The organism is Protofrankia sp. CiP1_Cm_nod1, assembly GCF_920888515.1.
Lineage (GTDB): Bacteria > Actinomycetota > Actinomycetes > Frankiales > Frankiaceae > Protofrankia.
On sequence record NZ_CAKKTM010000377.1, the window covers coordinates 1 to 5,273 of the forward strand.

Annotated in this window: 5 protein-coding genes and 1 tRNA gene; 1 reads left to right on the plus strand and 5 read right to left on the minus strand. The window is 71.7% G+C overall.

The genetic code is table 11. From position 1 onward, the window contains the following. The 4 genes from NBX02_RS16765 to NBX02_RS16780 form a co-directional block, all read right to left on the minus strand. Positions 1 to 684 (minus strand): AAA family ATPase (locus NBX02_RS16765; RefSeq protein WP_250292107.1); only part of this gene is annotated, 684 nt, incomplete at its 3' end. 96 nt (positions 685 to 780) lie between these two features. Then, entirely contained in the window at positions 781 to 1,842 is a 1,062-nt protein-coding gene (locus tag NBX02_RS16770) for a PaaX family transcriptional regulator C-terminal domain-containing protein (protein WP_250292108.1), read from the minus strand. A 137-nt stretch (positions 1,843 to 1,979) separates the two neighbouring features. Then, a complete protein-coding gene (locus NBX02_RS16775; RefSeq protein WP_445548491.1) occupies positions 1,980 to 2,372 on the minus strand; it encodes a winged helix-turn-helix transcriptional regulator in 393 nt (130 codons plus the stop codon). A 413-nt stretch (positions 2,373 to 2,785) separates the two neighbouring features. Then, complete coding sequence (locus NBX02_RS16780) at positions 2,786 to 3,085, minus strand: hypothetical protein (protein WP_250282408.1); 300 nt, start codon at positions 3,083 to 3,085, stop codon at positions 2,786 to 2,788. A 289-nt stretch (positions 3,086 to 3,374) separates the two neighbouring features. Here NBX02_RS16780 and NBX02_RS16785 point away from each other — a divergent pair. Next, positions 3,375 to 3,447: transfer RNA gene (locus NBX02_RS16785), tRNA-Asn, on the plus strand. Positions 3,448 to 4,263: 816 nt separating this feature from the next. Here the strand turns inward: NBX02_RS16785 and NBX02_RS16790 are convergent. Continuing rightward, positions 4,264 to 5,202, minus strand: coding sequence for a PDR/VanB family oxidoreductase (locus NBX02_RS16790; RefSeq protein ID WP_250292111.1), 939 nt, complete (start codon positions 5,200 to 5,202; stop codon positions 4,264 to 4,266). Between the last annotated feature and the right edge of the window lie 71 nt (positions 5,203 to 5,273).

A 5,273-nucleotide genomic window follows, 5' to 3' on the forward strand; every position in this document is an offset into this window, starting at 1 on the left:
CGCCACGGCGGCGAGGGCGGCGTCACCGGCGGCCTGCAGGGCGGTCAGGACGCGGCGGGCGTCCCCGCCGGCCAGGCGCAGCAGATGGGTGACCGCGTCCGCGTCCATCGTCAGCCGGCCGCCGTACCCCCGCCGGTCGTCGAGCGCCCGCTGGACCAGGACACGCAGGTCATCCTCGGTGAGCGGCTCCAGGGTGAGCAGCAGCGAGCGGGACAGCAGCGGCGCCACCACCGAGAAGAACGGGTTCTCGGTGGTGGCGGCGACCAGGGTGACCAGCCCGTTCTCCACCGCCGGCAGCAGCGCGTCCTGCTGGGTCCTGGTGAAGCGGTGCACCTCGTCGATGAACAGGACCGTGCGGACGCCGGACACCGCGAGCGTGTCCCGCGCCTGGTCGATCACCGCCCGTACGTCCTTGACACCGGCGGTGACCGCGGACAGCTCCCGGAACCGGCGTCCGCCGGAGCCGGAGATGATGTGTGCGAGCGTCGTCTTGCCGCTGCCCGGCGGCCCCCAGAGCAGGACCGAGGTGGTGCCGCCGCCTTCCACCAGGCGCCGCAGCGGGCTGCCCGCGCCGAGCAGGTGACGCTGCCCGACGAGTTCGTCGAGGGTACGGGGGCGCAGCCGGGCCGCGAGAGGACCCGACGTCGCCAGGGTCTGCTCGAGCCCGGCGTCGAACAGGCTCACCCACCTACCGTATGACGGCCCTGTCATCCGACGGCCGGCGACCGTACCCGCCGCACGGCGGGCCAACCGGCCGTACCCGCCGCGCGGCGGCCGCGGCTACCGTGTGACGGCCGGGCGGCCGTGCGCCGGCACGGGCGTGGGCCAGCCGGCGGCGGCACGGCCGACCGTGTGGTGGCGGACGAGGCCGGCGAGCTCCGGGGCGAACGAGAAGATCACCTGCCGTACCCGGTCGACGGCGAACGGCGCGAGCTCGTCGTATACCTCCGCGAAGACAGCGTGCGCCCGCGCCCGCGGCCACTGGGGCGGCAGCAGCTTCAGCGGCAGGTCCGGGTCGAGGCCGGGGAAGCGCCGCCAGGCGTCCAGGAGCGCGGTCCGGGCCACCAGCGCCTCCGCCGGGTCCACGTCGGCGGCCCGGATCCGTCCGAGCAGGGGGGTGTGGGTGCCGATGAAGTCCTCGTAACGGGCGCGCAGCTCGGTCAGGTCCCACGCCTCGATCGGACGTCTGGGGCTGGCCGCCACGGCCATCGCGCTCATCCCGGCTGTCCCGGCCGTCCTGACCGCCCCGGTCGCCCCGGCCGCGTCGATCGCCTCGGCCGCGTCGATCGCCTCGGCCGCCGTCAGGACCGTCGCGTTGGGCACGCCGAGCTCGGCGAACATCCGGATGGCCGCCTCCGTCTCCTGCCGGGGGGAGACCCACATGCCGTCGTAGAGCGGCGCGAAGCCCAGCCAGCGCAGCCTGTTGCGAACGGTATGGCGGATGTCACGCTGCTCCTCCGGCAGCGAGAAGGCGGCGACGACCCACCGGCCGTCCCACCCGGCGCCGGCCTGCCCGAACGACAGGACGCGCACGGCGCTGTCCTGCAGCGCCTCGGCCGCCTGGCCGGTCAGGCCGTAGTAGGTGTTGCGGCCGACCCGGGAGGACGCCAGCAGCCCACGGCGCGCGAGCCGGCTGAGCGCCGCGCGCGCGCCGACCGTCGAGATATCGAAGTCCGCCAGCAGGCGCACCAGCGCCGCGGACGGGATGTGCTCCTCGCGCCCGTGCCAGTAGTCGCCGAGCAGGGTCATGAGCAGACGTTGCGGCTGGGCGCCGAGCCGGAAGCGCGGAAGATCGGCTCTGGGCGAATGGCCCCGGGTGACAACGGGTCCGGTGATTACCACGGAAGACGATATTACGAGCCGATACATCCGGAGCCGCCATGCGCCGGTATGTCGGACCGGCAGGCCAGACAGGCCCCGAACCCGTCGGGCGGCCGGGCAGGGCGGGAAGACCAGGCGGGAAAGTGGCTGGCGTCTCGTCACGGCTCCCCGCGGCCGCGGGTCGCCGACCCCCGCGGCACCCGCCCACGCGGGCTGAGCCGGGACCACTGGCGCGCCCAGCCGTCAAGGGGCTCGAGCGCGCCCTGCAGGCGCCGCCCGTGGGCACTCAGCCGGTAGTCACCGGCCTCGTCCACCTCGATGATCCCGGCCTCCCGCAGCTCGCGCAGCCGCTGGGACAGGTGCGGCTCGGTGGCGTCCAGCCGCGTCACAAGGGAGCGGAACGCCGCCGGCCCGTCCCGCAGGGCCCAGAACACCGGCAGCGCGTGCCGCCTGCCCAGCAGGCCGATCACCTCGGCCAGCGCGGCCACGCCCTGGGATCCCGCGTCCGCTCGCGCACCGTCACGTGCCATACCACCCGCCGCCATGGACATCATCACATATTGCTACTCAACGTGACGTATGACATCACATGTTGCATGACGCATCGTCACATAGAAAATCACACATTGTGATTATGCATGTCACATACTGTCATATGGTGCGCCGCATGCTGTCACGCGCCATGTCGCGCACCGTCACGGGTCATCGCCAGCGCCAGCCGCTCCCCCGGGCCCGCTCCGCACGCGTACACCGCCCGGACGGAACGCGCCCGCCCCGGCAGGCCCATCCAGGCACGGCAGGCCGCCCGCGATGCCGCCCGCGCGCGACATGCCGCCCGCGCGTCCGCGGCCAGGACGGACCTGGCTGGGACAGCCACCGCCCGTGGCGGCCGGTCCGGCATCCGCCTGCCTGCCCGGGGACGAGCTGGCGCCAGGCCCGACGGGCGTCCGGTCGCGTGGGCGGGTCAGGGCGTACGGATCGCCCCGGAACCGTTCGGGCTGTGCGCCCCGGCCGCGCTGGCGAAGGTGCCGGCGGCCGGCGCCGCCCGCTCGCCCCGGCCGGTGACGCTCCCGAGCGTCCGGCGAGCCCGCTCCAGCAGGCTGCCCGCCTGCGCCGAGACGACCCCGGCCGCGCTCTGCACCTCCGGGCGCTCCCGGACCGCGCGCGCCTGACGCATGATCGCGTCGTAGTGCTCCCGGCCCGCGCGGGCCCCCAGCACGTAGCCGAGCCCGAAACCGACGATGAAACCGGGTCTGACGTGCATGCTGCCTCCCGCTCGGTGTCACTGTGCACTCTTGCCGGCCTTCGCGGACACATGAACGCTCATGGCCGCCCACACCCGCGCCCGATCGTCATCCCACACCCGGCGGCCGCCGTCACCGGACAACGACGGGCAGGCGCCCGCAACCATGACCATCCTGCCCGAGCGGCCGCGCGCCGACGGTCAACCAGCCGACCGACCCGTGTTTCCTACCCCCTCGAACCATCCGCGCGAACCTCAGGTAACCTTGCCCAGTCAGATGCTCCCGGCGCTATCGTCTGGAGCATCGCGGTCCCGCGTAGCTCAATTGGCAGAGCGTCCGGCTGTTAACCGGCAGGTTACAGGTTCGAGTCCTGTCGCGGGAGCATAGGCCCAGGTCAGAGGCTTGAAACCTTAAGTGATCATCTTAACGGTGACACTTTGGCCGCCAGCCCTACCCCATCCGACCATCGAAGATCGATGATCTTCGCTTGCCTCACGATCCGATCAGCAGGGCTTCGCACCGCCCAAGGCGCCACCCCACTCGAGTGACGTGGATCACAGAGCCATTCGCGGCAGGCGATCTTAACTTCTGGTCCGCGGATCCTCAGGCGATCGAGGAGGGTGCCAAGCGCCCACATGATGGCGAGGGCGGTGAGACTCGCCGCGAGCCTCACCGCCCCGGCTGTCAGGACTCATGGAACCCCGTGTTCGCGGCGATGACGCATCCGACCAGGGCGGCACTTTGGACAGGCGCACAAACGTGCGACGTGTCCGACATACGCATCCTGGACGATGCGCACATCGCGCGGTTCGCCCACCCAGCCCGTGGTGTGCGGCCGGCGGAAAGGAAGGACCATCGGATCCTGATATCCGGCGGACGCGCACAGCAGCGACGCCGGTGGGGCCACCGGCGATTCCGTGGAATGTCGACGGCACCCTGCTGTCGCCGGCGGGCCATCTTGCCCGCGATGTTTTGGACCCGGCGGGCCATATTGCCCGTAATATTTTGGACGCTGTCGAACTCGACGAAAGAACGGGCCCTGAAATCGCGTGTCCGCTGGTGGGATCTGCCAGCGGAAAACCTGCCCGGCGAGGATCCGGCCGAGGCGGTGGCCGTGTCCGTCGGCCGTGTCCGTCGAATGCCGCCGACCGAACTTCCACGGCATGTGGGCGTCGCGCGGTGGCCAGGGCGGGCGTGGTCAGACGTCGAGGACGAGTCGTGCGCCGCGTGCGCGGGAGCAGCACACCATCATCACGGTGTTGGCGGTGCGCTCCTCCTCGGTCAGGAGCGAGTCCCGGTGGTCGACCGTGCCCTCCAGCACCTTGGTTTCGCAGGTGCCGCACACGCCCTCGCCGCATGAGGTGGCGATGTGGATGCCCTGGTCGGCGAGCGCGTCCAACACGGAAACGCCAGGGGGAACGATCACGGTGACACCGGAGCGCTCGGCCACGACCTCGAAGGGCCGGTCGCCCGTGTCGTCGGCCTCGACCGGAGCGAAGCGCTCGACGTGCAGTGTCCCGGGTGGCCAGGAACGGCACGCCCGGTCGACCTCCCTGAGCAGCGGTTCTGGTCCGCAGCAGTAGACCGCGGTCCCGATCCGCGGTTGGCCCAGCGCCGCCGGGATGTCGATGAGCCCGGTCTCGTCCTGGGGTGCGATGCTCACGCGCTCACCCCTGCCCTCGAGCTCGCGCAGAAAGGCCATCGACTCGCGGGACCTGCCGCCGTAGGTCAGCCGCCAGTTCTGGTTCTCCCGGCGCTCCAGCTCCCGGACCATGGCGATGATCGGCGTGATCCCGATGCCGCCGGCTATGAGGACGTACCGTTGCGCGGCCGCGAGTGGAAACCTGTTTCGCGGGCCCCGGACCTGAATCACGTCGCCTTCGCGGATGTTGTCGTGGATCCAGGCCGATCCGCCACGGCCGTCGGGCGCGTTGAGCACCGCGATGCTCCAGGCCCCGTCACTGCCGCACAGGGAGTACTGGCGTGCGCGTCCCTCGGGCAGCAGCAGATCGATGTGTGCGCCGGCCTGCCAGCCGGGGAGGGCGGCGCCGGAGGGGCCGGCGAGGGTGAGTCCCACGACGTCGTGGGCGTGCTGGACTCGCTCGGTTACCACGACTTCGCGAGTGTCATCGGTCATGAGCTACTCCTGCGGCGGCTGCTGCGCGGTTCGTCCTTCGCTGGTGCAGTTCGAGGAGAACGCGACCGAAC

Bases quoted from the DNA above. Each gene is read 5' to 3' on its own strand.
- NBX02_RS16775 (WP_445548491.1), bottom strand. From the start codon at position 2,372: ATGTCCATGGCGGCGGGTGGTATGGCACGTGACGGTGCGCGAGCGGAC.
- NBX02_RS16780 (WP_250282408.1), bottom strand. From the start codon at position 3,085: ATGCACGTCAGACCCGGTTTCATCGTCGGTTTCGGGCTCGGCTACGTG.
- NBX02_RS16790 (WP_250292111.1), bottom strand. From the start codon at position 5,202: ATGACCGATGACACTCGCGAAGTCGTGGTAACCGAGCGAGTCCAGCAC.